This is a genomic window from Neorhizobium sp. BT27B (genome assembly GCF_050455485.1).
Taxonomy (GTDB): Bacteria; Pseudomonadota; Alphaproteobacteria; order Rhizobiales; family Rhizobiaceae; genus Neorhizobium.
On sequence record NZ_JBCIYT010000009.1, the window covers coordinates 89,415 to 115,713 of the forward strand.

Annotated in this window: 26 protein-coding genes and 1 pseudogene; 14 read left to right on the plus strand and 13 right to left on the minus strand. The window is 57.1% G+C overall.

The genetic code is table 11. From position 1 onward, the window contains the following. The first annotated feature begins 6 nt into the window (after nucleotides 1–6). The 7 genes from AAIH70_RS22560 (at nucleotide 7) to AAIH70_RS22590 (ending at nucleotide 6,406) form a co-directional block, all read left to right on the plus strand. Complete coding sequence (locus AAIH70_RS22560; RefSeq protein WP_132278894.1) at nucleotides 7–600, plus strand: nicotinate-nucleotide adenylyltransferase; 594 nt, start codon at nucleotides 7–9, stop codon at nucleotides 598–600. A gap of 108 nt (nucleotides 601–708) precedes the next feature. Beyond that, on the plus strand, nucleotides 709–1,155 hold the full coding sequence (gene rsfS / locus AAIH70_RS22565; protein ID WP_132278660.1) for a ribosome silencing factor: 447 nt from the start codon (nucleotides 709–711) through the stop codon (nucleotides 1,153–1,155). A gap of 101 nt (nucleotides 1,156–1,256) precedes the next feature. Next, complete coding sequence (gene rlmH / locus AAIH70_RS22570; RefSeq protein WP_132278658.1) at nucleotides 1,257–1,739, plus strand: 23S rRNA (pseudouridine(1915)-N(3))-methyltransferase RlmH; 483 nt, start codon at nucleotides 1,257–1,259, stop codon at nucleotides 1,737–1,739. Nucleotides 1,740–1,839: 100 nt separating this feature from the next. Next, nucleotides 1,840–3,273, plus strand: coding sequence for a murein hydrolase activator EnvC family protein (locus tag AAIH70_RS22575; RefSeq protein WP_132278656.1), 1,434 nt, complete (start codon nucleotides 1,840–1,842; stop codon nucleotides 3,271–3,273). Then, nucleotides 3,263–4,591 (plus strand): S41 family peptidase, encoded by a 1,329-nt coding sequence (locus AAIH70_RS22580; RefSeq protein WP_132278654.1) that lies wholly within the window; start codon nucleotides 3,263–3,265, stop codon nucleotides 4,589–4,591. Before AAIH70_RS22575 ends, AAIH70_RS22580 begins: the two co-directional genes overlap by 11 nt. Nucleotides 4,592–4,670: 79 nt before the next feature. Continuing rightward, nucleotides 4,671–5,861 (plus strand): divergent polysaccharide deacetylase family protein, encoded by a 1,191-nt coding sequence (locus AAIH70_RS22585; protein ID WP_430035740.1) that lies wholly within the window; start codon nucleotides 4,671–4,673, stop codon nucleotides 5,859–5,861. Nucleotides 5,862–5,872: 11 nt separating this feature from the next. Then, entirely contained in the window at nucleotides 5,873–6,406 is a 534-nt protein-coding gene (locus AAIH70_RS22590) for an RNA pyrophosphohydrolase (RefSeq protein WP_132278652.1), read from the plus strand. A 77-nt stretch (nucleotides 6,407–6,483) separates the two neighbouring features. Here AAIH70_RS22590 and bfr read toward each other — a convergent pair whose 3' ends face one another. The 5 genes and pseudogenes from bfr to AAIH70_RS22615 form a co-directional block, all read right to left on the minus strand. Then, entirely contained in the window at nucleotides 6,484–6,969 is a 486-nt protein-coding gene (bfr, locus tag AAIH70_RS22595) for a bacterioferritin (protein WP_132278651.1), read from the minus strand. Beyond that, nucleotides 6,935–7,296, minus strand: a pseudogene (locus tag AAIH70_RS22600) ((2Fe-2S)-binding protein). The gene bfr and the pseudogene AAIH70_RS22600 overlap by 35 nt, the downstream one beginning before the upstream one ends. Before the next feature lie 100 nt (nucleotides 7,297–7,396). After that, nucleotides 7,397–10,819: an error-prone DNA polymerase gene (locus tag AAIH70_RS22605; protein WP_132278649.1), complete on the minus strand. Its 3,423-nt coding sequence runs from the start codon at nucleotides 10,817–10,819 to the stop codon at nucleotides 7,397–7,399. Then, nucleotides 10,816–12,384, minus strand: coding sequence for a Y-family DNA polymerase (locus AAIH70_RS22610; RefSeq protein ID WP_281033632.1), 1,569 nt, complete (start codon nucleotides 12,382–12,384; stop codon nucleotides 10,816–10,818). The genes AAIH70_RS22605 and AAIH70_RS22610 overlap by 4 nt, the downstream gene beginning before the upstream one ends. Next, the gene (locus AAIH70_RS22615) at nucleotides 12,275–13,228 is read right to left on the minus strand and encodes an ImuA family protein (RefSeq protein ID WP_245519312.1); all 954 of its coding nucleotides are present in this window, start codon (nucleotides 13,226–13,228) and stop codon (nucleotides 12,275–12,277) included. Before AAIH70_RS22615 ends, AAIH70_RS22610 begins: the two co-directional genes overlap by 110 nt. 171 nt (nucleotides 13,229–13,399) lie before the next feature. On the opposite strand from AAIH70_RS22615, the gene AAIH70_RS22620 reads away from it, so the two are divergent. Then, a complete protein-coding gene (locus AAIH70_RS22620; RefSeq protein ID WP_132278645.1) occupies nucleotides 13,400–13,843 on the plus strand; it encodes a metallopeptidase family protein in 444 nt (147 codons plus the stop codon). 4 nt (nucleotides 13,844–13,847) lie between these two features. Here AAIH70_RS22620 and AAIH70_RS22625 read toward each other — a convergent pair whose 3' ends face one another. Next, nucleotides 13,848–14,054: a DUF1737 domain-containing protein gene (locus AAIH70_RS22625; RefSeq protein WP_132278643.1), complete on the minus strand. Its 207-nt coding sequence runs from the start codon at nucleotides 14,052–14,054 to the stop codon at nucleotides 13,848–13,850. Further along, nucleotides 14,051–14,947 carry an HpcH/HpaI aldolase/citrate lyase family protein gene (locus tag AAIH70_RS22630; RefSeq protein ID WP_132278641.1) on the minus strand — a complete coding sequence of 299 codons (897 nt, stop codon included), beginning with the start codon at nucleotides 14,945–14,947 and terminating at the stop codon, nucleotides 14,051–14,053. The genes AAIH70_RS22625 and AAIH70_RS22630 overlap by 4 nt, the downstream gene beginning before the upstream one ends. 133 nt (nucleotides 14,948–15,080) lie before the next feature. On the opposite strand from AAIH70_RS22630, the gene AAIH70_RS22635 reads away from it, so the two are divergent. From AAIH70_RS22635 to AAIH70_RS22650, 4 genes are all read left to right on the plus strand, one after another. After that, entirely contained in the window at nucleotides 15,081–15,311 is a 231-nt protein-coding gene (locus AAIH70_RS22635; protein WP_132278639.1) for a hypothetical protein, read from the plus strand. Between the two features lie 114 nt (nucleotides 15,312–15,425). Further along, nucleotides 15,426–16,031, plus strand: coding sequence for a 3-isopropylmalate dehydratase small subunit (gene leuD / locus AAIH70_RS22640; protein WP_132278637.1), 606 nt, complete (start codon nucleotides 15,426–15,428; stop codon nucleotides 16,029–16,031). A gap of 174 nt (nucleotides 16,032–16,205) precedes the next feature. After that, on the plus strand, nucleotides 16,206–17,315 hold the full coding sequence (gene leuB / locus AAIH70_RS22645; RefSeq protein WP_430035745.1) for a 3-isopropylmalate dehydrogenase: 1,110 nt from the start codon (nucleotides 16,206–16,208) through the stop codon (nucleotides 17,313–17,315). Between the two features lie 132 nt (nucleotides 17,316–17,447). Then, on the plus strand, nucleotides 17,448–18,206 hold the full coding sequence (locus AAIH70_RS22650) for a phosphatase PAP2 family protein (RefSeq protein WP_132278635.1): 759 nt from the start codon (nucleotides 17,448–17,450) through the stop codon (nucleotides 18,204–18,206). Between the two features lie 35 nt (nucleotides 18,207–18,241). On the opposite strand, the gene AAIH70_RS22655 is transcribed toward AAIH70_RS22650, so the two are convergent. From AAIH70_RS22655 to AAIH70_RS22670, 4 genes are read right to left on the minus strand one after another with little or no spacing between them, the layout of a single operon-like run. Beyond that, entirely contained in the window at nucleotides 18,242–20,113 is a 1,872-nt protein-coding gene (locus tag AAIH70_RS22655) for a polysaccharide biosynthesis protein (protein WP_430035783.1), read from the minus strand. A gap of 48 nt (nucleotides 20,114–20,161) precedes the next feature. Further along, nucleotides 20,162–21,103, minus strand: a complete 942-nt coding sequence (locus AAIH70_RS22660) for an NAD-dependent epimerase/dehydratase family protein (protein WP_132278631.1) — start codon at nucleotides 21,101–21,103, stop codon at nucleotides 20,162–20,164. Between the two features lie 33 nt (nucleotides 21,104–21,136). Continuing rightward, nucleotides 21,137–22,177 carry an MraY family glycosyltransferase gene (locus AAIH70_RS22665; protein ID WP_132278629.1) on the minus strand — a complete coding sequence of 347 codons (1,041 nt, stop codon included), beginning with the start codon at nucleotides 22,175–22,177 and terminating at the stop codon, nucleotides 21,137–21,139. Nucleotides 22,178–22,198: 21 nt separating this feature from the next. Beyond that, a complete protein-coding gene (locus AAIH70_RS22670) occupies nucleotides 22,199–22,489 on the minus strand; it encodes a hypothetical protein (RefSeq protein WP_165932113.1) in 291 nt (96 codons plus the stop codon). A gap of 47 nt (nucleotides 22,490–22,536) precedes the next feature. On the opposite strand from AAIH70_RS22670, the gene AAIH70_RS22675 reads away from it, so the two are divergent. Beyond that, complete coding sequence (locus AAIH70_RS22675) at nucleotides 22,537–23,571, plus strand: aspartate-semialdehyde dehydrogenase (RefSeq protein ID WP_132278627.1); 1,035 nt, start codon at nucleotides 22,537–22,539, stop codon at nucleotides 23,569–23,571. 194 nt (nucleotides 23,572–23,765) lie between these two features. Continuing rightward, nucleotides 23,766–24,578, plus strand: a complete 813-nt coding sequence (locus AAIH70_RS22680; protein ID WP_245519311.1) for a lytic murein transglycosylase — start codon at nucleotides 23,766–23,768, stop codon at nucleotides 24,576–24,578. Between the two features lie 27 nt (nucleotides 24,579–24,605). Here AAIH70_RS22680 and AAIH70_RS22685 read toward each other — a convergent pair whose 3' ends face one another. Together AAIH70_RS22685 and pdxY are read right to left on the minus strand one after the other, a co-directional pair. Continuing rightward, on the minus strand, nucleotides 24,606–25,244 hold the full coding sequence (locus tag AAIH70_RS22685) for a carbonic anhydrase (RefSeq protein ID WP_132278623.1): 639 nt from the start codon (nucleotides 25,242–25,244) through the stop codon (nucleotides 24,606–24,608). 52 nt (nucleotides 25,245–25,296) lie between these two features. After that, entirely contained in the window at nucleotides 25,297–26,169 is an 873-nt protein-coding gene (gene pdxY / locus AAIH70_RS22690) for a pyridoxal kinase PdxY (protein ID WP_132278621.1), read from the minus strand. Between the last annotated feature and the right edge of the window lie 130 nt (nucleotides 26,170–26,299).

The window sequence follows — 26,299 nt, forward strand, 5'->3', positions numbered from 1 at the left end:
CTGCGCATGCCGCATGTCGAGCGCGGCATGACCGTCGGCCTGTTCGGCGGTTCGTTCAATCCCCCGCATGAAGGCCATCTGCTGGTGGCGGAAATCGCCATGCGCCGGCTGTCCCTTGATAATCTCTGGTGGATGGTGACGCCGGGCAATCCGCTGAAAAGCCGCTCGGAACTCGCCTCCCTGAGCGACCGGATCGCTGCCAGTGAAAAGCTGATCAACGACCCGCGCATCAAGGTGACCGCCTTCGAGCAAAATCTCGATACGCGCTTCACGGCCGATACCGTGGCGCATGTGGCGGCGCGCAATCCCGGCATCCGTTTTGTCTGGATCATGGGCGCGGACAGCCTGAAAACGTTTCATCTATGGCAGAACTGGCGCCAGATCGTCGCCACCTTCCCGATCGCCATCATCGACCGGCCGGGCGCAACGCTGTCACTTGTGTCTTCGACAATGGCGCGTGCCTACGACCATGCCCGCGTCGATGAGGAAGACGCGGCGGGCCTTGCGCTGCGCCCTGCACCGGCATGGACATTTGTCCACGACCGCCGCTCGACCATCAGTTCCACCCAGTTGCGCGCAAAGGCACGACAAAAAACGTGAACGGTCCAATCGCGCTACGGTCGCAATCCGATCGTCATCACTCTTGAAAGATTATCCGTTCGATGCCACCTTCTTTCTTGCGATCCCGCTTGTATCTGGGATTCGCGAGTGCCTGTTTTGTCTTGGACGAAAGGAAAAACCCTGACAACAGTACACGCCAAGGGAAAGACCCAGCGTCTCCTCCCGACGAGCACCGACCGCGGCGCCGAAGCTGCTCATCGTGCTCTTGAACTGGTCCTCGCAAGCCTTGAGGACTCCAAAGCCGAAGATATCGTCACCATCGACATTGCCGGAAAATCGGCGCTGGGAGACTACATGGTCGTTGTCTCCGGGCGATCGAGCCGCCATGTCTCGGCGATCACCGATCACCTTGTTTCCGATCTAAAGGACGAAGGATACGGCGGTTCCCGTGTCGAAGGCCAGGAAACCGGCGACTGGGTGCTGATTGACACCGGTGACATCATCATCCATGTGTTCCGCCCTGAAATCCGCGAGTTCTACAATCTGGAAAGAATGTGGGCAGAGCCGGATTACGAGGAAAACACATTGCACTGACGGGTTCCTCACCGCAGACGTGAACCGCTAGGTGCCAATTCCGTTCCCGACACCGCCGTCCATACGGCGGTTTTGGATCGGAGGAACATGGCGGTTCAAAAATGCGCATCAGCCTATTTGCCGTGGGACGGTTGAAAGCCGGCCCTGAAAAGGAACTTGCGTCCCGTTACGTGGACAGGATGGCCAAGGCCGGCCCGGCTGTAGGCCTTGAGTTTGCACGTGTCGTGGAAGTGGCGGAAAGCCGTGCGTCCAATGCCGAAACACGCAAACGCGAAGAGGCCGGCATGCTGGACAAGGCGCTGCCGGAGGGCAGCGTTCTGATCATTCTCGACGAGCGTGGAAAATCCATGGACAGCGAGGCCTTTGCCGCGCTGATCGGCCGCTTTCGCGATCAAGGCAAACGCGATTGCATGCTGGCGATCGGCGGGGCTGATGGCCATGATGCGTCTTCCCGCGACAAGGCCGATGCCGTTATCAACTTCGGCGCAATGACATGGCCACACCAGTTGGTGCGCATTCTTCTGGCCGAGCAGCTTTACCGCACTGTCACCATCCTTTCCGGCCATCCTTACCACCGCGTCTGATGACGGTTTTCGACCGAATTGCCACACGTGATCTTGGCAGTAGCGTGAGTGCCCGAATCTGCTTAGTATCAAGCGATCCGGCAGAGATTCGCGGGACGGAATGAAGAGATCGACATGGATTGGCTGGACTGCAGCACTGCCGGCAACGGCGGTGTTTTTTGGCGTGGTCGCCGGTCCCTTTCCATTGATAAACCTGGCAGCGGCACAGGCGCAGGAAGACATCGATTTGTCGCCGCCACCGGTGACACCGCCCGAAACGCCTGCAACAGCCGATAGCGCTTCAGCGGAATTGCAGCGCAAACGCGATGAAACACGCGCCGAACTGGAAGCCCTGACAAGCTCGATCGACGTTTCCTCCGAAAAAGCACGGCAGATCGAAGAGAATATCGCAACGCTTGAAAAGAGCACCGCCAATCTGCGGCAGGCCTTGATCGATTCCGCCAAGCGGCGAAAGGATCTCGAGGAAAAGATCCTCGCAAGCGAAGAGAAAATTGCACAACTGGGCGTACGTCAGGACGCTCTCAAGAAGTCCCTGCATGACCGTCGCGCCATTCTGGCGGAGGTCTTGGCGGCTTTGCAGCGCATGGGGCGCAGCCCTCCGCCAGCCCTCCTCGTCACTCCGGAGGATGCACTCGGGTCGGTGCGCAGCGCCATTCTGCTGGGCGCCGTCGTGCCCGGCATGCGCAAGCAGGCAACGGCGCTCGTTGACGATCTGGAACAGCTGTCCTCGCTTCAGAAAGATGCAACGACTGAGAAGTCACGTGTTGCAGAAACGATTTCCTCCAGCCTGGAAGAAGACAGGCGTATGGGGCTTCTGCTTGTCGAGAATGACAAGCAGAGCCAGAGCAGCGCCACGGACCTTATCGCCGAACAGCAGCGCTCGGATGAACTGGCCGCAAGGGCAGAAAGCCTGAGCGGACTGATCGAGACACTGGAAAATGACATCACTTCCATCCGCGAAGCTGCGGAAAGGGCGCGTCTCGAAGAGGAGCGCCAGAAGATGATGAGCGCCGAAGAGCGCGAAAAAGCACGCCAGTTGGCCGAGAATGGCGTGCCCGACAAAAACCGCATTGCGCCCGCATATCCGTTTTCAAGCTTGCGGCAAAAGCTTGAACTGCCTGTGGCTGGCGATATCCTGCGTTCATGGGGCGATCCCGATGGTACCGGACATCCTGCTCGAGGCATGACCTTGGCATCAGGACCGAAAGCAGTGGTGACCGCCCCGGCAGATGGCTTGGTTGTATTCGCCGGCGCATTTCGCAGCTATGGTCAGATGGTGATTCTCAATGCCGGCGATGGCTATCACGTTGTTATGACCGGCATGAACAGCGTGAATGTGCGACAAGGCAAGTTCGTCTTTGCTGGTGAACCAATCGCCTTGATGGGCGAAAAAAGAGTAGCAAGCGCGACTGCGTTGGCGCTGGAAACAGATCGCCCAACGCTTTACATTGAATTCAGGAAAGATGGCAGCCCGGTCGATTCGGCACCGTGGTGGGTCAAAAAGGACACTGGAAGGGCACGCAATGATTCGTAGGGCTTCTCTTGTCATCGTCGGCGCACTCATGGGTGCCACAGCGATGAGCGTGATCTATTCGGCCGGCGTTCCGGCTCAGGCAGCCGGTTCCTCGACCTATCGTGAACTGTCGGTTTTCGGCGATGTCTTCGAGCGCGTCCGTGCCCAGTACGTGACGCCGCCAGACGAAGAGAAGCTGGTCGAGAACGCCATCAACGGCATGCTGACCTCTCTCGATCCGCATTCGAGCTTCATGAATGCCAAGGATGCCGACGACATGCGCACCCAGACAAGGGGTGAGTTTGGCGGTCTCGGCATCGAAGTCACGATGGAAAACGAACTGGTCAAGGTCATCACCCCGATCGATGACACCCCTGCTTCCAAGGCAGGCGTTCTGGCCGGCGACTTCATTTCCGAGATCGATGGCGCGCCGGTGCGCGGCCTGAAGCTCGAAGATGCCGTCGAAAAGATGCGCGGGCCGATCAACACGCCGATCAAACTGACGATCATCCGCCAGGGCGCTGACAAGCCGCTCGACATCACGGTCGTACGCGACACGATTGCGGTTCAGGCCGTCAAGTCTCGCGTTGAGGGCGATGTCGGTTATGTTCGCGTCATCTCGTTTACCGAAAAGACCTATGAAGGCCTCGAAAAGGCGATCAAGAAGATCAAGGCCGACGTTCCAGCCGACAAGCTGAAGGGCTATGTGCTCGATCTTCGCCTCAATCCGGGCGGTCTTCTGGATCAGGCAATCAACGTATCCGACGCTTTCCTGGAGCGTGGCGAAGTGGTTTCGACCCGCGGCCGCAATGCCGAGGAAACCCGCCGCTTCAATGCCAGCGCAGGCGACCTGACGGATGGAAAGCCCGTCATCGTTCTCGTCAATGGCGGCTCTGCGTCCGCTTCGGAAATCGTTGCCGGCGCCCTGCAGGATCTGAAGCGCGCCACGGTGGTCGGCACGCGTTCCTTCGGCAAGGGCTCCGTCCAGACGATCATCCCGCTTGGTGAAGCCGGCGCACTGCGCCTGACCACCGCGCTCTATTACACGCCGTCCGGCAAATCGATCCAGGGCACCGGCATTGAGCCCGACATCAAGGTCGAGCAGCCATTGCCGCCGGAATTGCAGGGCAAGGTGAAGGCGGAGGGCGAATCCAGCCTGCGTGGCCACATTACCGGCCAGAGCGAGACGGAAGAAGGTTCCGGTTCGGCTGCCTATGTGCCGCCGGAAGCGAAGGACGATCTCCAGCTGAACTACGCGCTCGACCTTCTGCGTGGGAACAAGACGGACCCATCCTTCCCGGCGCATCCTGACAAGGCTGCCGCTGCCGTGAAGCCGTAAGAGCCACAACATTTGATGAAACCGGCCCGTTTTCGGGCCGGTTTTCTTTATTAAGTCAAAACATCAAGGCGGACGATCTTTGGGGACCGATCTTCACGCACCGCTTGGGCGGGACCGCGCGGCGCGGCTGCGACGTTCACGACGAACCTCGATCGGTGTCATTTTCGGAATGCTGGTTGGCGCCGGCGTTCTCGGCTTCTCCTTTTATGCCATGCGGTCTGACCCGGCCCTTCAGAAGACCGAGATGGCCTCAAATGTCGCCCCTGCCGCTTCTTCCGAAGAAGATCGCACCGCAACCGCACCTTCTTCCGCCAAGGTGGGCGTGCCGCGATCCGGCCCCAACAGCGGCGCAAATGTCCAGCGAACGCAGACCGATAACGGACAGGTCGTCACCACCTATTCTCCGCGACAACGCGATGGCGACGGTCCTCTGATCGTCGAGGCTCAACGCATAGGCCAGGACCCGCGCATGGCGGCCACGCCGAATGAGGATCTTGTCGAAGAGACACCGGAGGGACGCCTGCCGATCATCGGCCCGGACGGACTGCGGCCGATGGAACAATATGCACGTCCATGGTCAGGCGCACGCGGCACGCGTATTGCCATCGTTGTTGGTGGGCTCGGCCTCAGCCAGACCGGAACACAGAACGCCATCCGCACGCTTCCGGCTCAAGTGACGCTTGCCTTTGCCGCAACCGGCAACAGCCTGCCTCGCTGGATGCAGGAGGCCCGCCGCAATGGCCACGAAATCCTCGTTCAGCTTCCCATGGAGCCATTCGACTATCCGAGCAACAATCCGGGCGGTTCAACCCTGGTCACGGAAGCGAATGTGAAGGAAAACATTGCAAACCTGCATGAAGCGATGGGCAAGATCACCAATTACACCGGGGTGATGAACTATCTCGGTGGCCGTTTTCTATCCGATGCCGATGCGCTGGAACCTGTCTTGCGCGATATCGCGGGGAGAGGCCTGCTGTTCCTTGATGATGGTTCGTCGGCGCAATCGCTGAGCGAGAAAATAGCCAAGCCCCTACAGCTTCCGCACGGTTTCGCCGATCTGACCCTGGATGCACAACTCGACAAGCAGGAAATCCTGAAAAAGCTCGATGAGCTTGAGCGTATCGCCCAACGCAAGGGTTTTGCGATCGGTTCCGCATCCGCTTTCGACGAAAGCATAGACGCGATTCAGCAATGGGTTGGCGAAGTCAGCAACCGTGGCATCGAGATCGTTGGCGTTTCCGCTGTCGTCGATGATCCCGCACATCCATGAACGGAAAAGAAATGAGCAAGACAAAAGAGCCCGTATCTGCAGACAGTCTGCCCTATCGCCCCTGTGTCGGCGTGATGGTCTTGAACTCCGAGGGTCTCGTCTGGGTCGGCCGCCGTTTGTCTGAGAACAATTCCGAATCCGATGGCTCACCCCAGCTTTGGCAAATGCCGCAGGGCGGCATCGATAAGGATGAGGACGCGCTTGTCGCCGCCCGGCGCGAACTTTTCGAAGAAACCGGCATGCGTTCGGTGACGCTGCTTGGTGAGTGCAAGGACTGGATCAATTACGATCTTCCGGCCCATCTGATCGGCATCGGGCTGAAGGGAAAATATCGCGGACAGGCGCAGCGCTGGTTTGCGTTTCGCTTCGATGGCGACGACAGCGAAATCAATATCGAGGAACCACCATCCGGCCAGCATCAGGAATTTGACGCCTGGGATTGGAAGCCGATGGCGGAACTGCCAAACCTGATCGTCTCTTTCAAACGCGAAGTCTACCAGAAAGTGGTCGCCGAGTTCAGCCATCTCTCGAAGAGGCCGGCCTGAACGGTAAGCCAGATTGCGAATAGAAAACGCCGGCAGTTTTAAACTGCCGGCGTTTTTTTGATAAATGGTGCTCTCTGTTATTCCGCCACGTCAGCGGAATCGGCGTTGAGCTGGCCGTACTTTTCTTCACCGATTTTGCCGAGGAGCTCCAGCTGCGTTTCGAGGAAGTCGATATGGCCTTCTTCGTCCATCAACAGTTCTTCGAAAAGCTTCATGGAGACATAATCCCCGGCGGTGTGACAGATGTCTCGGGATTCCTTGTAGGCCTTGCGAGCATCGTGTTCGCCGGCAAGATCCGCTTCCAGAACTTCCTTGACGTTCTGGCCAATGCGCAATGGCGCAAGCGTTTGCAGATTGGGATGACCTTCGAGGAAGATGATGCGGGCGACCAGCTTGTCGGCATGCCCCATTTCCTCGATCGACTCGGCACGTTCCTTCTTGGCGAGCTTGGTATAACCCCAATCCTCTAGAAGACGGTAATGCACCCAGTATTGGTTGACGGCGCCGAGTTCGAGGAAAAGAGCCTCGTTAAGCCGCTCGATGACCTTTTTGTCGCCTTTCAATGTCCGCTCTCCTGTTATCTTCGTGGAGTTGTTTCAGGCGGGACATATAATCAACTACTTCAGCTTCCGTCGAGTGGCGGTGAGCGTGATAGTCTTCGGTGGTGCGAATGATCAGATCGACGACATTGGGGAAGCAGCCGCAACAGCGGCCGCGCTTGGCCATGGAATGATAGACCTTGGCAGGGACGATGAGCTGCCAACAGTCCTCATCGAGCATCGTGACGATAGCGTCGCGAATTTCGTTGGCGGTGATGTAATTGCAGCTGCAGACTAGCATCCTTCAGGCCGTCCATAAACATGACATAGCTTATCCGCTTTCTTTCCCAAACAAGGGGCCGAATGTCAAGAAAATGAATCATCTCTCTAATATGCACGCTTTGCAAAACTCCTGTTTTGCCATTCCGGTGCGAATGGAGATCCGGCAGGATCAATGAAAATTTCTGCCTTTCGGCATAACCTGCGCCGGTTCAGAACCGCGCTGAACATTTGATATCGGTCCCTCTCCATAGGAATTTCGACGTTGCTGCGATTGCCTTGGATCCGGGCGCGACCCATTCAGAGCTTCATCGGCGCGCGGAAGAACGGCGAAGCGACGCACCTCCGTCTGCAGCAGCCCCAGCATCGGGGTCATGTCTTCGATATGTTCGACCACCGTATGGATGACGCCACTCTGACTTTGCAGGCGGCCAAAGATCTTGACCAGCCGCGACCCCATGACGACTGGCCGGTATTTCTCGAAAACCTTTGGCCAGACAATCGCATTGGCCACGCCTGTTTCGTCTTCCAGCGTCATGAAGATAACGCCCTTTGCAGAGCCCGGCCGCTGGCGCACCAGGACGAGGCCGGCAATCGTGACCTTTCTGCCGTTCGGGATATTGAGAAGATCGACACTGCGGCGGACACCCATCGCCTGAAACCGCTCCCTTAGGAAAGACACCGGATGTGCCTTGAGTGAGAGGGAAAGCGCACGATAATCCTCGATCACTTCCTCTCCCGGCAGCATGTTCGGCAACTGGGTTTTCGGTTCTACCTGCAAATCGAGATGAGCGACCTGATCGAACAGAGGCAGCTTTTCGACGGTGCTTTTGACGTCGAGGGCACGCACAGCCCACAGCGCTTCGCGGCGCGACAGGCCGATCGAACCAAAGGCATCCGCATCTGCCAGTTTCTCGATATCAGCCTTTTCGAGGCCGGATCGCAGCCATAAGTCTCGCACCGAACGATAACCCTCCCCCCGGTTGGCGACGAGTTTTTCGCGCATGGGCTTTTCCGACAGACCTTTGACCTGACGGAAGCCGAGCCGAACGGCGTGCTTGGTCAGGATGACATCGCGCATTTCGGCATGCCGACGATCGATCCGCCACCTATCGAATTGCGCCTCATGCAGGCTGCTATCCCAGCCGGAATCATTGATATCCACGGGAAGAACCTCGACGCCGTGCTCGCGCGCATCCCGCACCAGTTGCGATGGCGCATAGAAGCCCATGGGCTGGGAGTTGAGGATCGCCGTACAGAAGACGTCGGGATAAAAGGTCTTGATCCAGGACGATACGTAGACAAGCAGAGCAAACGAGGCGGCATGGCTTTCCGGAAAACCGTATTCGGCAAAACCTTCGATCTGCTTGAAGCAGCTTTCGGCAAAATCGAGCTTGTATCCATTTTCAAGCATCCCATCGATCATGTCCTGCCTGAAGGAATTGACACGGCCCGAGCGTTTGAAGGTTGCCATTGATCGGCGCAATGCATCGGCTTTGGCAGCCGTGAAACCAGCCGCAGTAATCGCGATCTGCATCGCCTGCTCTTGAAACAGAGGTATGCCAAGTGTCCGTTTCAAAACCTCCTCAAGTGCCGGGCTCGGATAAGTGATCGGCCTCTGGTGCCGCTCATCTTCACGACGCTTCAGATAGGGATGCACCATGTTTCCCTGGATCGGGCCGGGCCGGACGATCGCAACTTCGACAACCAGATCGTAAAACTCTCGCGGCCGCAGCCTCGGCAGCATGCTCATCTGCGCCCGACTTTCGATCTGGAACACGCCAATCGTATCGGCGCGGCAGATCATGTCGTAAACTTCCGGACGATTGCCCAGGTTCAGTCCTGCAAGCGTCTCGTCTCGTCCATAATGCTGGCGCATCAAATCGAATGCCTTGCGCAGGCAAGTCAGCATGCCGAGCGCCAGAATGTCGATTTTCAGCAGTTTCAGCGTATCGAGATCATCCTTGTCCCATTCGATCATGTAGCGGCCGGGCATGGCCGTCGGCATGATCGGCACGACCTCATCAAGACGGTCGCGGGTAATGAGAAAGCCGCCAACGTGCTGGGTCAGATGGCGCGGAAACCCCATCAACTCCCTGGCATAATGCATAACCTTGCGCGTCGTCTTGTCTTCCAGATCAAGACCAGCGGCCTTCGCATCGCGCTCGGTTACCCCTTCGTCCGACCAGCCCCAGACCGTGCTGGACAATGCCGCCTGCACATCTTCCGACAGTCCGAACGCCTTGGCGACCTCACGCCCGGCCATACGTGTCCGATAGCTTGTAACCGCCGCCGTCAGGCCGGCATGCCGGAAACCGTAATGGCTGTAGATATACTGGATGACTTCTTCACGCCGTTCATGTTCGAAATCGACATCGATATCCGGCGGCTCGTTGCGTTCCGTCGAAATAAAGCGCTCGAACAGAAGCGTCGAATTTTCAGGGTTCACCTCGGTAATACCGAGGCAATAACACACAGTGGAATTGGCGGCCGAGCCGCGCCCCTGGCAAAGAATTTTCAGGACTTTGCGGGCATGCCAGACGATATGGCGAACAGTCAGGAAATATGGCTCGTATTCCATCTCCTGAATCAATGCGAGTTCCTTGCCGATCGCCTCTTCCACCTTCGGCGGAATACCATCAGTAAAACGCTCTTCGGCTCCCTCCCATGTCAGTCTTTCCAAAGTTCTGGCCGGGGTTTCACCGGAAACACTTTCGTCCGGATAATTGTGCTGAAGCTCATCCAGCGAAAATTTCAACGTTTCGAAAAATCGCTCCGTATTGGCAACTGCCTCCGGATAATTCCGAAGAACACGCGCCATCTCTCGTCCATGCTTCAGATGGCGCTCGGCATTGGGAGCAAGGTGAAAACCGGCTGTCGCCACCGTCACATGTTCGCGTATCGCCGTCACCACATCCGAAAGCGGCTTTCGATCGGGAACGTGATAAAGTGGCTGATTGGTCGCGATGAGCGGAATGTCGGTACGGGTTGCGATGCCTGCAAGCGTCGCCAACGTCACCGCATCCCTGCCATCATAGATTGGCGACAGGACGAGATAGACTGCATCGCCAAACCGCCCCCGCAAAAGACCAAGGACATGCTCGATCTTCTCGATATCCTTGTTGTCGCTCATGCGGACGGGATCGACGACAACGGCGAGCATCATATTCGCTCCCCATTCCAGAATATCCCACTCTTCCAGAATGCAACTGCCCTTCGTCGTTCTCAGATTGCCGCGACTGAGCAGCCGGCAAAGATTGGCCCAACCCTGGCGATTGCAGGGATAAGCCAAAATATCCGGCGTTTCATCGGAAAACACCAACCGGGCACCGGGTTGGAATCGACACGGTGCCGGCATCTCCTTCTCATCCGCTTTCACGCCCTGCTTCGTCTGGCGAGCATGGATTTCGTGCATTTCACGCAGATAGTTATGGGCACGCACGACACCAGCCACGGTATTGCGATCCGCAATACCGATGCCGGACAGATTGAGCGCGCCCGCAGCAAACACCATTTCCTCCGGCCGGGCAGCGCCTTCGAGAAAAGAAAAATTGGTGCGCGCGCCGATCTCAAAAAAGCGTTGTTCGGACCTCATGCGAAAAGACCATGCATGAACCAGCGCTGCGTTGGATCGCGATCATAAAGGCCTTTTCGAAAGATCCAGAACCGATAGCCGGCTGTGGATTCCAGTCGAAAATAATCCCGTGTCGCCGCCTCTTCGTCATCCAGCCACCATTCGGGGCTTAGTCGCTCAGGGCCTTCCGCCCGCGCCACCTGGTGAGTGAGGCGGCGCCAGCGAAAACGCGTCGGCGGCCCATCGGGGATTTCGGCGGCAAAGCTTTCCAGAGGCTCCGGCACCCGGAAAAGACGGAGAGGCCGTTCACTACGCGAAAGAACCGCAGGGGTCTCGGGCATCTGTTTGCCGAGCGGCAAAGCCTCTATGGCGGGTACGAAAATCTCCGCTCTCTCGGGGATATGGCTTTCACGCAACTGATATGTCTGCAGGCAATCCGGCCCAAGCCGAGCCGCCACCTGATCCACGAACGTGGAGAGCGACAAATGTCTGCGATCCGTGGCAGCCAGGTCGGATTGCACACTCTCGAATGGCTCATGATGCAGCACGTTGAGACGCAGGATCTCGTAACCGAAACCGATATCGAGATGGCTCTGCAAGGAGGCGAGCCTTTCCGTGAACAATGCAGTAATCCTGTCCGCATCTCGCAAGGGGCGTGAGGCACCAGCCGAAATGCGCGACACCTGCCCATCGATGCGAAACAGCACCAGTTCGAACAGCCGCCCACCGGCACCCCGCGCTTCAAACCCGGAAAGCAGGCATTGCGCGATCTGCCGTGTGACAAAAAGAATGTCATCTTCCGACTTGATCGGATCGGCGAGACGGCGTTCGGCCGACAGGCTGGCAACCGGCCGACGTGGAGAGATGGGCTCCTCATCGTCGCCGCAGGCCTGATCGAGCCGCAGCATAACCTCTGCGCCAAAACGCCGCACAAGGGGCGCCCGTGGCGTCCGCATGAGATCGGCAACACGTTTCAGCCCGAGTTTCTGTAAAGCCGCAACCGTATTCGGACCAAGCCGCAGCGCGGCCACCGGAAGCGGCGCCAGCGCTTCCTCGCGATTTTCATCTCTGACGACACGATTGTCGCCATAATGGCACACCGCCCATGACAGGCCCGGAGACGAAGAAATCGCGCCACGCACTTCCAATCCCATCTGGGAAAGGCGATTGAGAATGTCTTCCAGCAAGGCGGCTTCGCCACCCATGAGATGAGCGCAGCCGGTAATGTCCAGAAAAAGGCCGTTGCGTCCTTCCAGCGCCACCAGAGGCGTATAACGGTCGCACCAATCGGCAATGCCTTCGAGGAGCCGGTGATCGGCGGCCTGATCTTCGTCGATGACAATCACATTGGGGCAAATGGCCCGTGCTTCGGCCAGCCCCTGCCCGAGCCGAAGGCCCAGCCGGCCCGCCTCTTCATCGCAGCCGACAAGACGCAAGGTGTTGTCGGCAAAAGCGACACAAACGACTGGTCCCGTTTCAGGACGCCCGCTCGAACGCCAGCCGTGTCCCCATTGCCGCCGCAGCACCCGATCGATCGACAATCTTGGAAAGGTCAGAGCCAGAATACGCTGCTGTCCCGTTCGCAAGGACAGATTTTGCTGGGGTGTGAACAATTGAGAGGCGGCGGTCATGGGAATTCCATTCCAGAAGCAGAGAGAATGGAGTCGGGTTGCGGCTCCTTTCCAGGGTGAGACGAAAGACGGAATGCCCGATGCTGCCGCCAAGCATGGTTCCATCGGCGAGATACCGGTTTGCTGCCGGTGCAGTTTCGACCAGAAAACGGAAAGTGGCGCTGCTTGCCTCTTCCTCTCCGGCCTGCCGCAAGATCAGCAGGGGACGCCCTGCTGTTTTGGCGCGAAGGCTCAACCTGCGGCTTTCGGTGAGGCCGAAATGCCGAAGATTGCCGCTCACTTCCAAAATCGTCACGGCAAAAGCGCCGCTTGCCGCCGCCGCTTCCGCCAGCCACAGCGCATCCTCAAGCTTGCGAGGCCGCGCATGCAGAAAGGTCTGTGGTGAAATTCCAAAATCCATCAGACCCAGCGCATAGGGCATGCCGGCTTCCAGAACGGCGAGACGGTCAGCGATCCAGAGGATCGGCAGTCCATTTCCCACGCCTTGGCCGACCGAAATGCCGTTACGCTCATTTTGCACAAGCGCTGCAATGGCCAATGTAAAACCGCTGGCCGCACCGGCATCCTTCATGGCCCCGGTGCGGATTTCAGTCAGCCCATCCAAAGGCAAACCGCCATCGAGCACCTGATCGAGAGCATCAACCTCAAACGGAAGCCGCTCCCGCTTTTCCTGCGTGCTAACGATCTCTTCAGCCCTGTCGCCCGAAGTATCGAACGCCCGGATATTTTTGCCCTCCATACGGGCAATGGTTTCACGCAGGGCAAAGACTGCCTCCTGCGCCATAGCTTTCCCAGCCATGACGTCAGCTCCCGTCCAGATATGTTCACTTTATGTTCTTATGGATTCCAGAGCTGGCTTGAGGAGTCAACCGCAATGTGAAATGATTCCCATTACGATTGCGCTGAGCATTGAATCCGCACTCGAAAAATTTTCTCAAAAAGCATATATGCATGGCCATAAGGAGTACCCATGGCCCGTATCGACCAGACCGACGATTGGCGTGATCGCCATGCGCCCACCATCAGTGCCTTTGAATCGCTTGCGATCGAAGCCTATGGTGTCTTGCCTGCAGAATTCCGAGCACTGACAAGCAACCTGACGATCGAAATCGAGGATTTTCCCGATGACGACGTTTTTGAAGACATGGCTTTGGAAACGCCCTTCGATCTGCTCGGCCTTTTCGAAGGACGCGGCATTTCGGAGCGTTTCACCGTCGAGACAGGTGAGCTGCCGAACCGGATCAGGCTCTATCGCCGCCCGATCCTGGATTACTGGGCGGAAAACGAGGAAACACTGGGCGATATTATCACCCATGTGCTGATCCACGAAATCGGCCATCATTTCGGCCTCAGCGACGACGACATGGAGCGCATCGAGGAAAGCGCAGACGCCGCCGCTTCTGCCGAACGATAAGGACTTACTGTTCGCCGAGCTTCATGTCGGGATGGTAATCCTTGCCCTCTACCGTCTTGGTAACAGGCTGGGCGCACTGCATTTCGCCGGTCTTGGCATTAAAGGCATAGGCCGGAGAACCTGCCAGTTCCCAGCCCTTGTTCAGGGCCAACGTCACTCTGTGACAAAATGCGGCGTCATCCGGCCCGGTGAGAAGACGGTAAAGCTTCATGCGTTTTTCCTTCGCTCTGCGATGCGGTTTGCTTGTGCGACCAGTTTTTCCGCCTGCATCAGATGCAGGCGTTCAACCATGCGGCCATTCATGGTGATGACATTGAAATTTTGGGCCTCGGGCCGGGCAAAGCTGGCAATGATCGCCTGCGCCTCCTCCACCGCTTCACATGAGGGCCCAAAAGCGCGATTGGCGGTTTCGATCTGGAGCGGGTGGATCAGCATCTTGCCGTCAAACCCCATGTCGCGGCCCTGGATACATTCCTCATCGAACGCAGCATGATCTCGAAAATCGTTGAAGACGCTATCGATCACATCCAGACCATAGGCGCGTGCAGCCAGCACCACCTGCATCATCCAGGGCACGAGATACGTGCGTCCTGGCCGGGCCGGAACGCCGGTATCCTTGCGAAGATCGTTGAGACCGATCACAAAACAATCGAGCCTGCTTCCGGCATCCCGTGCCGTGCGGGCGATATCGACCGCATTGGCAATACCGCGCGCGGTTTCCATCATCGCCCAGATCCGTACTTGCGATGATAGGCCTAAAAGGCGCTCTTCAAGCCATGCGATGGATGCGGCATCGTCCACCTTGGGCAGCGCGACAGCATCAGGAGCCAGATCGCGTACAAGTTCGATGTCTTCCAAACCGAAACAGGAATCCAACGCGTTGATGCGGATTATCGTTTCTCGGCCCTGCAAGGGCGTTTCCGCAAAAAATCGGCGAAGGTTATCTCGCGCCTCGGCCTTCTTTTCCGGAGCAACTGAATCCTCAAGATCAAAGATCACCGCATCGCAATCAAGCATATGGGTCTTTTCCAGAGCCCGCTGGTTGATGGCAGGAACACTGAGAACGGATCGGCGCAGGCGAACAATGTCGGAAGGATCAGGCATGCCACTTTGTGCCAAGCTTTCAGCCTGCACGCAATATCGTGATCACGCCTTGATCATTTCCAACTCCTCAACCCTCTTGCAAGTAAGATGTGAAAGCCCCACATTGCCTGCATACAAAGGGATTTAAACAATCATGCAGAACATCCGCGCCTTCTTCCTTGCTGTGTCCGGTATTGCCGTCATCGCACTTGTGGCTGTCCTCACCGCGTCTCTGACAGCCGCCTTTGCCGGCATGCTGGCAATCTTCACGGGCATCCGCCTGCTTTCGTCGCGCCTGAAGCCTGTTCCGGTACGTGCCACAACTGCCAAGCCGGAAAACATGCGCGTCTGGAACGACGGTCGCGGAACGATCATTGATCTTTAAGGTAGAGCGTACCAACGGGTACCGTACCGGTTGAAGACGAATCGACCTTCAAATCCCGCCGATTTTGCTCTATTGGCATGATCTTCTGCACAAGAAGACCATTGAAGGTTTGCCATGGAAAAGTTCACCACCCTGACAGGCGTTGCCGCACCGCTGCCGGTCGTCAACATCGACACCGACATGATCATTCCGAAGGATTACCTGAAGACGATCAAGCGGACCGGTCTCGGCAAGGGCCTTTTTGCGGAAGCCCGTTATAACGAGGACGGCAGCCCGAACCCCGATTTCGTGCTCAACAAGTCCGCCTACCAGAACGCAAAAATCATCGTTGCCGGCGACAACTTTGGCTGCGGCTCGTCGCGCGAACATGCGCCATGGGCTCTGCTCGACTTCGGAATCCGCTGCGTGATCTCCACGTCCTTCGCCGACATCTTCTATAATAACTGTTTCAAGAACGGCATCTTGCCGATCGTCGTTTCCCAGGACAATCTCGACAAGCTGATGGACGACGCTTCACGCGGTTCCAACGCCATTCTGTCGATCGATCTGGAAGCACAGACGATTTCCGGCCCGGATGGCGGTTCGATTACCTTCGACATCGATGCGGCGCGCAAGCACATCATGCTTGAGGGCCTGGACGATATCGGCACGACCCTGAAGAACGATGCCAGTATCGGTAGTTTCGAAAACAAGATGCAGGCCGATCGCCCTTGGCTCTGACCGCGGCCTTAGCATCATCTTCGTGAAGCGGATTTCTTCAGGCGCCTTTCAACATCCCATCTCGGCCTGATCAGAACGTCATATCCGGCTCCGCCCTCGGCAGGTTCGGGCGGAGTTCCAGGCATCGCAAAATGCGAGGCAAGGAGGGTGAGCCTGCGAATGCAAGGGAATATCATGTCCAATAACATCTTCCTTCTTCCTGGCGACGGCATTGGCCCTGAGGCGATGGGCGAAGTGCGCAAAATCATCGCGCATATGAACGACACGATGGGCACGGGCTTCGTGCTCGATGAAGGCCTTGTCGGTGGATGCGCCTATGACGCCCATGGTGTCGCTATTTCCGAAGAAGACATGGCCAAGGCGATGGCGGCAGACGCCGTCCTTTTCGGCGCCGTCGGCGGCCCGAAATGGGATAGCGTGCCTTATGAGGTTCGCCCCGAAGCCGGCCTGCTGCGCCTGCGCAAGGACATGCAGCTGTTCGCCAATCTGCGCCCGGCAATCTGCTATCCGGCACTGGCCTCCGCATCGTCACTGAAGCCGGAACTGGTTGAAGGCCTCGACATTCTGATCGTCCGCGAACTGACGGGCGGCGTTTACTTCGGTGAGCCGAAGGAAATCATCGATCTCGGCAATGGCCAGAAGCGCGGCATCGATACGCAAATCTACGACACTTACGAGATCGAGCGCATTGCCGGCGTCGCCTTCGAACTGGCACGTACGCGCAACAACGCCGTCTGCTCGATGGAAAAGCGCAACGTCATGAAGTCCGGTGTGCTCTGGAACCAGGTCGTCACCGAGGTTCACAAGCGCTCCTATTCCGACGTCAAGCTTGAGCACATGCTGGCCGATGCCGGCGGCATGCAGCTCGTTCGCGCCCCAAAACAGTTCGACGTGATCGTCACCGACAACCTGTTCGGCGACATGTTGTCCGACGTTGCCGCCATGCTGACAGGATCGCTCGGCATGCTTCCGTCCGCTTCGCTCGGCGCACCCGATGCCCACACAGGCAATCGCAAGGCACTTTACGAGCCTGTACATGGCTCGGCACCGGATATTGCCGGCAAGGGCATTGCCAACCCGATCGCCATGATTGCATCGTTTGCGATGTGCCTACGCTATTCGTTCAACATGGTGGCCGAAGCTGACCGCCTTGAAAAGGCGATCGCGACCGTGCTCGACAAGGGCATTCGTACCGGCGACATTATGGGTGAGGGCTGCCGCCAGGTCGGCACGACCGAAATGGGCGATGCCATCCTTGCCGAATTCGCCGCTGCATCGGCCTGATTACGTCAGCGTCTGACACAAATGTGTTGAACTTGACCCGTTTCGCATATCGGCCCGGCTGGCTTTCGCCCGCCGGGTTTCCCATATGCCTGTTCCTGCATGCCACTAGTACTTATTGAAGAACAGGTGAATATGACGTCGACATTCTCCAAGCTAAGACAACGCAGACAACGCCATGGCGGTGGCTCCGCTTCTCCAGCCTGGTGGCCTTATGCCCTTGTGGCCGTCAATCTTATCCTGATTGCATTCTTCACACTTGATGCACCGATGGGTGCATATGCGACGCATACACCGAACTTACTTCTTCCCATTGGCGAAAAAGTCACCGACTTTGCCCGTTCGGGATGGATACTCGTTGTTGCAGGTCTCGCATTTCTCGGCGCATTCGCCTATTCACGCCGACCTATGCCGCATCGCCAGCGGTTTCAGGTCATCTATACGACCCATATAGCTGCCTATGTTTTCCTGTCGGTCGCCATATCCAGCCTGATCGCCAATATTCTGAAGATCGCCATTGGTCGTGCCCGACCGACCCAGTACGAGGAATGGGGAATTTTTGGTTTTTCGCCTTTCCATGGCGCGTTCGATTTTGAAAGCTTCCCGTCGGGTCATTCCACGGTCGCGGGCGCTTTCATGGCAGCCTTGGCGCTGCTCATGCCACGTTACCGTATCTTCTTCCTGATTGCCGGCCTCTGGCTCGGTATGGCACGTGTCATTATCGGCGTGCATTATCCAAGCGATGTCATCGCTGGGCTGTCTTTCGGGGCCTGGATCGCATTTGCGACGGCGATCGCCTTCTCGCGCTACGGCCTGCTGTTCAACTTCACGCCGGGACGCTTTCCACGCCTGCGTCGGCCGCTTCGCTTGCGCCAACCAAAGACATTGAAGTGAGAACAGGCTTACAGGAGGTTCAGCGCCTCTGGTTTTTACGGAATTCTGATGAAATCGAAGAGAATGCTGCGGGCAAGTGTTTCATCGCCCTGATCCACCGCAGTCTGCAGCTCTCGTAGCGCTTGCGTGACGTCTTGCGCGGAATGGCTTGCCTGGGCCCGCATGATTTTCGGATGCTCGGTTTTCAAAGCATTTGTAACGTCATAAAAAAGCTCTTCGAAAAGCTTCTCTCCCGGCCTGATGCCCGTCACCTGTATTTGAATGCTGCCAGGCAGGTTCTGGTGATTGCGAACAGTGAAACCGGCAAGACGGATCATGTTTTCTGCCAGATCACCTATCCGCACCGGCTCTCCCATATCGAGCAGAAAAGTATCGCCTCCCATCGACATCGCGCTTGCCTGAACGATCAGTTCGGAGGCTTCCTGTATGGACATGAAATAACGCGTCATGTCTGGATCCGTCACCGTGACCGGACCGCCATTGGCGATCTGCTCGCGAAACAGCGGCACGACCGATCCGTTGGAGCCAAGAACATTGCCGAAACGAACAGCGCAAAACTGCTGATTACCGTCCTTGGTTGCTTCCGCCGCCTTGGCGCGAATGATCAGTTCTGCCCAACGCTTGGTCGCGCCCATGACATTGGTCGGGCGTACAGCCTTGTCCGACGAGATAAGGACGAATTTTTCCACACCAGAAGACAAGGCGACATCAGCAACGGTCAATGTTCCAAAAACGTTGTTGCTGATGCCTTCAAGCACATTCGCCTCTACAAGCGGCACATGCTTGTGAGCCGCGGCATGATAGACGACTTCAACGCCGTTGCCACTTATTGCTGCGCGTACCTGTGCCGCATCTCGAACCGAAGCCAAAACAGGAACGACATCGCGATGACCGCCGCTGCGCAATTCGCGATCGATTTTGTAAAGGGCAAATTCGTTAGCCTCGAAAAGCACGAGACACTTCGGCTTCCACTGCACGATCAGGCGACACAGTTCTGACCCGATAGAGCCACCGGCACCCGTCACCATGACGACCCTGTCATGCAGGACACTCCGCAAGAGCGTCTGGTCCGGCGGAACGAAGGAGCGGCCCAACAACTCGTCGATCTCGATCTCTCGGATCTGGTTGACCAGATATCGACCGTCGACGAGGTCAGTGATGTCGGGCAAAGTACGGATTTTCACGCCAAGCCCGCTGACCAGGCTGATAACCGCCTGGCGTCTGTTCGCGGGAATCGAAGACATGGACAGGATGATTTCCTGTATGCCGTATTTCTCGATCAGTCGCGGCAACTGGTTGGGTGGAAAAACACGATAACCGCCGACGTCCCGACCATGGTGCTGGGGATCATCATCGACCAGACCAACAACATAACGCTTGCCATGACCGCGCAAGACGGTCGCCAGCTGTACGCTGGATGGACCCGCGCCGTAGATCAGCATCGGATGTTCGTCGCGGCGGATGCCTGTACCGCTGCTCAATATGAATTTGGCAGCAAACCGGCTGCCGCCGACAAGCAGTACGCCAATGGCAAAATAAAAGAATGGAACGGAGCGGGGGACGATATCCCTGCCAGCCATCGCTGTCAGGAAAACAAAAATCACCCAGATTATGGTGGAAATCACCATGGAGTGAAGAATTGTCCAGATCGCCGTATCCGGCAGGTATCTCAGGACGGCGCGATATAGCCCCATTCTGATGAAGACGGGAACCGCAATCACCGGCGCCAACAACCCAAGCAACAGGCGTTCATCGGTGATCTGAGGGGTCCATTCAGCGTAACGAAGCGCATAGCTAGCCCAAAGCGCAAACATCAGTGCACAGAAGTCAAAGCTGATGAGCAGGGCGCGTTTCCAGAACCGCGGCGTTGCGACAATAATCCAGCGCAAGAATTCGATCACGCTCATTTCACCTAAATTCGACCGATATTCCGGGCACAATCTTTTTTCATCGGGTCAGTTCCGCGCTTCCGGCCGGTTTCTGAAATTTTCGACCGTCACGCGCATACCTTCCTCGGATGAAATCGGCGGAACCCACTGCAGCAGGCGGCAGGTCTTGCCTATATCTACCTGAAGGTTAGCTAGCAAGCGATCTTGATAACCTGACTTTCCCATAAGTTGTAGAAGGCCGGTTAGCAATGCGACAGGGATGGGCAGGTTGATCGGTTTCTTTCCCTGCAGTTTCGCGAGTTTTGAAAACAGCTCTGCGGTCGAAAAATCGACGCCATCGCTGACCAGAAACACCTGACCTGCGGCGTGGGGATGATCTGATAACCGCGCCAGCAGGTCACACAGATTTTCAACATAAACCAACGACCGGCAATTGTTGATGGCACCGAATGGCGAAGGCAACCCGCTGCCCGCCCATTTCAGCATCAGCGCGAAATTGGCAGGCACGCCGGGCCCATAAACAAGGGGAGGGCGAACAACCGTGATCTCCATGCCGGTGTCGCGGCCAAGCTGGAACAGTTGTCGTTCAGCCTCGAGCTTCGATCGCCCGTATTCATCGGCAGGTCTCGGCATGTCGTCCGCGAGGAAAGGTTTTCGTGTGGCGCTCTGGCCCCCACTTGCCTTGATAGAACTTACGAAAACGAAACGCCGGACACCGGTTGCGGCGGCCTGGCGCGCAAGTGCCAGTGTCGCATCGACATTGACCGATTGGAATGCCTGCGCCGGATCAGCTTCCTCCTTGAGGACATGTGCACGACCAGCGAGATGAATCACGACATCCACATCACGCAACGCAACAGACCAGTCGGGATCCTTCGTCATGTCTCCAAGAGCCATACATCCAGGCGCAGGATTGCGGCTAACCGCGCGGAAAGGCATTGCGCGCTTTTCCATAAAAGCGATCAAGGAACGACCGATAAAACCATTTCCGCCAGTGATCAGGATCAAGGGCCAGATCTCCTTTTTGCCGGCTATGCCGGGCTAATGCAGTCCACGCCCAAAATGTCCGCCCGTCTCGTCGTCCCTGAGACCCGCGCCGACCCAGAGGCAACCAACGGCAAGCAGAACATAAACAACCGCCACGGCACCATAAGCGACAATCGGCGATGCAGGGAGGAAAGCGGTCACCGGCAGAACGAACACCAGGTTGAAGATAATGGCTGCCCCGGTTACCGGCAGGGCTCCTCCCACCTTTCGGGACAAGCGCTGATAGGCATGGGAGCGGTGCGCCTGCGTGACATTTTCACCCCGGATAAATCGCACCAGCAGAGTGACCGTCGCATCGACTGCAAACAGCGAGGCGAGAAGCAGCCATTGCGGAACGGTCAGCCATCCCGAAGACATGCTGACAAGCGCAAAAGCGAACAGCATGAAAGCGAGAAATGTACTGCCGGCATCGCCCATGAATATGCGCGCAGGCGGCCAATTGAGAGCGAGAAACGATAGTGTCGAGACGACAATGGCAGCCATCATCCACCAGAACGACGATAATGGAATGCCATCGCTCCAGATCACCAGCATGGCCGCGCCCAGCATCATGACCGACTGTTGGCCGGCTATCCCATCAATACCATCCATGAAATTGAAAAGATTGATCCACCAGACTCCGGCCAGCAGGAGCAATGTGAATGCCAGCGGCCAGAGAGCACCATATTCGGATCCGAAAAAATCAGCAGCAGCGCTCGAAAGATAGATGGCAGCTGCCACCGCACTTGCCTGAACGAGAAAACGAACAGAAGCGGGCAGGGGCGTTCTGTCATCAATCAACCCCAGGAGAGCGATAACGACACCCAGTCCGCATACCCCCATTGCAACGGGATCACTGCCGGCAAAAAACAGGCAGGCAGGCACCGCGCCAACGACAATGCCTATTCCACCACCGGTCGGAGTGGGCTTCTTGTGCGATGAACGTGCGACAGGCGCCTGCACCATTCCTAATCGCACCGCATTGACAATCATCAGCCATATGACCAGCCAACTCACTGCAGCAGAGGTGATGCAAAGAAGCACATTCGTCATCATGACGGATATTGGGATCCTGTCTTAAGAAGCATTGCTCCGGTGTAAGGCCAAGGCTGCAAGCTTGTCCAGCGTAACCGGTTCGCCCATACCGCTCTTGACTCCCTCCACAAATCTTTTAATGAATTCGCGCGAAAAGGAAGCACCATGGCCCATATGCGGTTCGACATCGCTGCCCATGATCAACCGGCACAACCTGCCGGAGGATGCTTCTTTGTTTCCAAAACCAAGGCCAAAACCACGACGAAAATCGTCTGACGTCTCTGGCCCACCGCTCTCTCCCCGGTATGGCCGGGGATCAGGATCCGGCGACATGTCCGGTTCCCCTCACAGCCGAGGAGAGAAGAGAAAGAGAGCATATCATGGGTTTCAAGATCGCAGTCGCAGGCGCTACCGGCAATGTTGGCCGGGAAATGCTGAACATTCTTTCCGAGCGTGGCTTTCCGGCGGATGAAGTGGTGGCACTCGCCTCCGCCCGCAGCCAGGGCACAGAAGTTTCCTACGGCGACAAGACGCTGAAGGTTTCCAACCTCGAACATTACGATTTCTCCGACACCGACATCTGCCTGATGTCCGCTGGCGGCGATGCTTCCAAGAAGTGGTCGCCGAAGATCGGCGCGCAGGGCTGCGTCGTGATCGACAACTCGTCCGCCTGGCGTTACGATTCCGAAGTGCCGCTGATCGTCCCGGAAGTGAACCCAGACGCGATTGTCGGCTTCGCCAAGAAGAACATCATCGCCAATCCGAATTGCTCGACGGCCCAGCTAGTGGTTGCCCTGAAGCCGCTGCATGATTTTGCCAAGATCAAGCGCGTTGTCGTTTCCACCTACCAGTCGGTCTCCGGCGCCGGCAAGGAAGGCATGGACGAACTTTTCACCCAGACCCGCGCCGTCTTCGTCGCCGATCCGGTCGAAGCCAAGAAGTTCACAAAGCGCATCGCCTTTAACGTCATTCCTCATATCGATAGCTTCATGGAAGACGGCTATACGAAGGAAGAGTGGAAGGTTCTGGCCGAAACCAAGAAGATGCTCGATCCCAAGATCAAGGTCACCTGCACTGCCGTGCGCGTACCGGTCTTCATCGGCCACTCGGAATCGGTCAATATCGAGTTCGAAAACGAGATCACTGCCGACCAGGCGCGTGACATCCTGCGCGAAGCACCGGGTTGCCTCGTCATCGACAAGCACGAGAACGGTGGCTACATCACGCCGCTTGAATCGGCCGGCGAAGACGCGACCTACATTTCCCGTATCCGCGAAGATGCCACAGTCGAAAACGGCCTCAACATCTGGGTTGTTTCCGACAACCTGCGCAAGGGTGCGGCATTGAACGCGATCCAGATTGCCGAACTTCTCGTCAATCGTGGCCTGATCAAGCCGCGCAAGCAGGCCGCCTGAACCTTTTGGTAAGCATGTAATACTAAAACCCCGCTGAAAAGCGGGGTTTTTAAATGCGAATCGCTGCAGGATCACGAACTGTTCATTCTTCCTTGCGTTGCGAGCGTTGAAAACTCTGCCATAAGCTGAATATCGATGGCCCTGCGGCGAATAGACTTATCCGCTGCTCTAACGGAACGATGGACCTGACACGCATGAAAAAGCTTTTCCTCTCCGGAATACTTGCAATCGGCTTCGGTTTTTCCGCGGCACCTGCCCTGGCAGCGGCATGCGGAAACGACAGCAGCGGCTTTGCCAACTGGGTTCAGGATTTCAAGCAGATCGCGCCCTCCAAGGGCATTTCGCCGGCCGTGCTGGATCGCTCATTCGCCAACGTCATCTATAATCGCGACACCATCCGCGCCGACCGCGGTCAGCGCAGCTTCAAGCTTTCTTTCGAAGAATTCATGAAGAAGCGTGGTGGCCAGACGATCATTTCACGTGGCCGCACCATGAAGAACAGCAACGCATCGCTGTTTGCCTCGATCGAGCGCCGTTACGGCGTTCCGGCCGGCCCGCTCCTCGCCATCTGGGGCATGGAAACCGGTTTCGGCAGCTACCTTGGCAATCAGCACACGCTGTCGGCAGTCGCCACGCTCGCCTATGACTGCCGCCGCTCTGAGTTTTTCACTGAACAGCTTTATGCTGCGCTGCAGCTCGTTGCCCGCGGTGACCTGAGCGTCACCGCCAAGGGTGCTGCCCACGGTGAAATCGGCCAGACACAGTTCCTGCCATTGAACGTCATTCGTTTTGGTGCAGATGGTGATGGCGACGGCCATATCGACATGGTTCGCTCACGTGCCGATGCACTGGCATCGACCGCGAACTTCCTGCGCGGCCACGGCTGGCGTGCCGGTGCAGGCTATCAGCCTGGCGAACCGAATTTTGTCGCTATTCAGGGATGGAATGCCGCCTCTGTGTATCAGAAGGCAATTGCCCATATCGGCGCGCAGATCGACGGCAAGTAAGCCGTCGATCCTTATTCGTCACTCATGTCATAGAGTCGGGCGGATGAAATCGCCCGTCTCGTTCATGATCCAGAGTTCGCCGGTCGATATGTCGAACCAGGCGCCATGGATCCTAAGCGCACCTTCATCGTGAAGCTTTTTCACGAACGGAAAACTCATCAGGTTGCTGATCGAATTGCGGATCGAGACGCGCTCCAGCGCTGTCTGCCGCTCAGCCTGCGTCATCAGATCGTTGTTCTGGATCTGCTCGGCAGCGGGTTTCACAAGCTGCATCCATCGGCCGATGAAGTCACCTGCGGATAATGGCTCCATGGCGGGATCAAGTGCCGCCTGTATGCCGCCGCAACGACCATGCCCCATGATGACGATATCGCCGATCTTCAGGACCTGTACCGCATATTCGACGGCTGCGGACGTTGCGTGATACTGGCTGTCAGGCTCGTATGGCGGCACCATGTTGGCGACGTTCCGCACGACGAACAGCTCGCCCGGACCGCAGTCAAAAATGACTTCCGGCGCCGCACGCGAATCGCAACAGGCGATGAGCAGTGTGTGAGGGGTCTGGCCGTGCTCGGCCAGCACGCGATAACGTTCGCTGGCATCTGCGTAACGACCGTTCATGAAGCTGCGGTAGCCCGCAAGCAAAGGTTCGGGAAAAGCGTCCATGACGAGACGCTTATCGTGCACGCTGACGAGAATCAACGGTCACGATATCGCCTTATCGGCGAACGTTCTGCAAAGGGTGGATCAATCGACGCAGCTGGACCATTGCCATAGGGGTGGAAAGGCTTGCGGAATCGGTTTCGAGCGCCAGTTCGTCGCCACCGCGCTTGGCTGTGCGGGCGAGCACTTCATAAACACTGGCGGTTGCCAGTTGCAGCGCTTTCTCTTCATCCATCCCCGAAAGAAGCCGTGCAAGAAAAACAGCCGCAAGCAGATCACCCAGGCCATTCGGCGGGTTTTCGATCAGGCGATGTTCGGCAAGAAGTGCAAGCTTGCCCGTCAGATAGAGATTTCCGGTTCCACCAGCCATCATCGGCACGGCCGAGGTTACCAGCATGCGAGCAGGCCCGAGGGCGACGGCCGCATCCATGATTTCTGCGTTGCTGCCAAGTTCCGCACCCGAAAGCCAGGCCAGCTCGTACCGGTTCGGCGTAGCAAGAGAAGCAAGCGGAATAAGGTCGTCGCGGATCGCCTCGGCAGTGGCCTGCGGAATGTAGAGGCCACCGAGATCCCCCATCACGGGATCGCAGACGTAAAAAACATCAGGATTTTTCTGACGTAAAGCCTGTATGAGACGGGCAACCGCCTTCGGTTGCCCCGGATGACCGAAATAACCGGTCAAAACGGCTTTAACTTCACCGATCCATGGCGCTGCGATCAAATCGTCGATAACCTTGTCGAATTCCTCTTCGGAAAACACGATGCGGGTCGAGCGACCATGTCCCGGATGCCAGGGAAGAACCACAGTCGGCAATGCCCACACAGGAAAACCAAGCGTTTCGAGTGCAAAGACCGCGGCACGGTTGCCCACCGAGCCACGTATGACGTGGCTGGAAATGACGATGACGGCGCTTGGGTTTTCAGACATGAAAAAAGACTTTCGATCGAATGGTTCGTTGATCAGTTTTTCAGCGGTTTATGTCAACAAGTCTTCGTTGATCGGTGGAATAACCGGATAGCAATCGGCTAACATAAGATAACCGTCTGCTTCGGTTTGT

Coding starts and splice junctions, on each gene's coding strand:
- AAIH70_RS22560 (WP_132278894.1), top strand. CDS start 7: ATGCCGCATGTCGAGCGCGGCATGACCGTCGGCCTGTTCGGCGGTTCG.
- rlmH (WP_132278658.1), top strand. CDS start 1,257: ATGCGCATCAGCCTATTTGCCGTGGGACGGTTGAAAGCCGGCCCTGAA.
- AAIH70_RS22575 (WP_132278656.1), top strand. CDS start 1,840: ATGAAGAGATCGACATGGATTGGCTGGACTGCAGCACTGCCGGCAACG.
- AAIH70_RS22580 (WP_132278654.1), top strand. CDS start 3,263: ATGATTCGTAGGGCTTCTCTTGTCATCGTCGGCGCACTCATGGGTGCC.
- AAIH70_RS22590 (WP_132278652.1), top strand. CDS start 5,873: ATGAGCAAGACAAAAGAGCCCGTATCTGCAGACAGTCTGCCCTATCGC.
- AAIH70_RS22605 (WP_132278649.1), bottom strand. CDS start 10,819: ATGAGGTCCGAACAACGCTTTTTTGAGATCGGCGCGCGCACCAATTTT.
- AAIH70_RS22615 (WP_245519312.1), bottom strand. CDS start 13,228: ATGGCTGGGAAAGCTATGGCGCAGGAGGCAGTCTTTGCCCTGCGTGAA.
- AAIH70_RS22620 (WP_132278645.1), top strand. CDS start 13,400: ATGGCCCGTATCGACCAGACCGACGATTGGCGTGATCGCCATGCGCCC.
- AAIH70_RS22625 (WP_132278643.1), bottom strand. CDS start 14,054: ATGAAGCTTTACCGTCTTCTCACCGGGCCGGATGACGCCGCATTTTGT.
- AAIH70_RS22630 (WP_132278641.1), bottom strand. CDS start 14,947: ATGCCTGATCCTTCCGACATTGTTCGCCTGCGCCGATCCGTTCTCAGT.
- AAIH70_RS22635 (WP_132278639.1), top strand. CDS start 15,081: ATGCAGAACATCCGCGCCTTCTTCCTTGCTGTGTCCGGTATTGCCGTC.
- leuD (WP_132278637.1), top strand. CDS start 15,426: ATGGAAAAGTTCACCACCCTGACAGGCGTTGCCGCACCGCTGCCGGTC.
- leuB (WP_430035745.1), top strand. CDS start 16,206: ATGTCCAATAACATCTTCCTTCTTCCTGGCGACGGCATTGGCCCTGAG.
- AAIH70_RS22650 (WP_132278635.1), top strand. CDS start 17,448: ATGACGTCGACATTCTCCAAGCTAAGACAACGCAGACAACGCCATGGC.
- AAIH70_RS22655 (WP_430035783.1), bottom strand. CDS start 20,113: ATGAGCGTGATCGAATTCTTGCGCTGGATTATTGTCGCAACGCCGCGG.
- AAIH70_RS22665 (WP_132278629.1), bottom strand. CDS start 22,177: ATGATGACGAATGTGCTTCTTTGCATCACCTCTGCTGCAGTGAGTTGG.
- AAIH70_RS22670 (WP_165932113.1), bottom strand. CDS start 22,489: ATGTCGCCGGATCCTGATCCCCGGCCATACCGGGGAGAGAGCGGTGGG.
- AAIH70_RS22675 (WP_132278627.1), top strand. CDS start 22,537: ATGGGTTTCAAGATCGCAGTCGCAGGCGCTACCGGCAATGTTGGCCGG.
- AAIH70_RS22680 (WP_245519311.1), top strand. CDS start 23,766: ATGAAAAAGCTTTTCCTCTCCGGAATACTTGCAATCGGCTTCGGTTTT.
- AAIH70_RS22685 (WP_132278623.1), bottom strand. CDS start 25,244: ATGGACGCTTTTCCCGAACCTTTGCTTGCGGGCTACCGCAGCTTCATG.
- pdxY (WP_132278621.1), bottom strand. CDS start 26,169: ATGTCTGAAAACCCAAGCGCCGTCATCGTCATTTCCAGCCACGTCATA.